This is a genomic window from Streptomyces nanshensis (genome assembly GCF_001751255.1).
GTDB classification, from domain to species: Bacteria; Actinomycetota; Actinomycetes; order Streptomycetales; family Streptomycetaceae; genus Streptomyces; species Streptomyces nanshensis_A.
Genome location: NZ_LJGW01000521.1, coordinates 1 through 1,015 on the forward strand (window position 1 = coordinate 1; position 1,015 = coordinate 1,015).

The 1,015-nt window shown below is 76.0% G+C and carries 1 protein-coding gene; it reads right to left on the minus strand.

Features of this window, described 5'->3' with window-relative positions; genetic code table 11:
• On the minus strand, nt 1–1,015 hold a 1,015-nt coding region (locus AN218_RS29490; protein ID WP_244900826.1), incomplete at both ends, for a hypothetical protein.

A 1,015-nucleotide genomic window follows, 5' to 3' on the forward strand; every position in this document is an offset into this window, starting at 1 on the left:
CGGGCTCGTCGGACTCCGCGCCCGATGCCGGCGCCGACGCCGCCCCCGGTCCCGCCGACGCGTCCGCGTCCGCCGCCGCCAGCACCGCGTCGATCGTCGCGAAGCCGCCCAACTCGCCCCGTACGGACCGTCCCAGGGACTCCACCGCGCCCCCGGCACGCGCCCGTTCGCGGCAGTGGAAGGCCAGTTCGCACGTCGAGAGGCACTCCGGGGCGTAGGCCGCCGGGACCGACTCGACCGCCGCCGTCAGTTCGGGCGCCGGACGGGACGGGTCGAAGACCGTGCCGTCGGGCAGCGCCGCCGCGATCTCCTCCAGGCGGGTGAGACGGGCGAGTTGACGCCGGGTGGTGGCGACCTGCTTGCGGATGTCGACGCCGTGCGCGGTGGGCAGATTGGAGAAGTCCTTCGGGCACACCAGCAGCGCCTGATCGCGTACGGCGCCCTCCCGGCCGGGCTCTTCCAGCGCGAGGGCGTAGACCGCGGCCTGCCGGGCGGCGGCGCCGACCTTCGCCGCGTCGGCCGAACCGTCCAGCACCGGGAAGGACTTGATCTCCGCCACCGTCCGGCTGCCGTCCGGGTGTACGGCGATCGCGTCGGGCTCCAGATACGCCGTCGACCCGGCGACCTCCAGCGCGAGCATCGGATGGAAGAGCAGCGACCAGCCGCCCGCGCCGTCCTCGCCCTCGGCCGGGCGCTCAAGTGCCAGGCGCGTACGGGCAGTTCGTCCGGCGGGGCCGTCCGCGGACAGATCGGGCAGGGCCACCTCGCCGGGCTCCGGCGGCCGTTCGCCCGTACTCGCGCACAGCAGCCGGATCAGCTCCGCGCCGCCGTCCGCCGTGACCTTCGCCTCGAACGCGTTGCCCCGTGTGAAGGCGAACTGCGACTGGCCGAAGGGCGCCGGAGTCCCCAACGCCCGTGCCAGCGCGGTCTTGTCGACGCCCGCGCCGTCCAGCAGCGCGCGCCGCCGGCAGCCGGGATTCGCGGCGAGGGCGGCGAGGGCGCGCGCGTCCAGCGG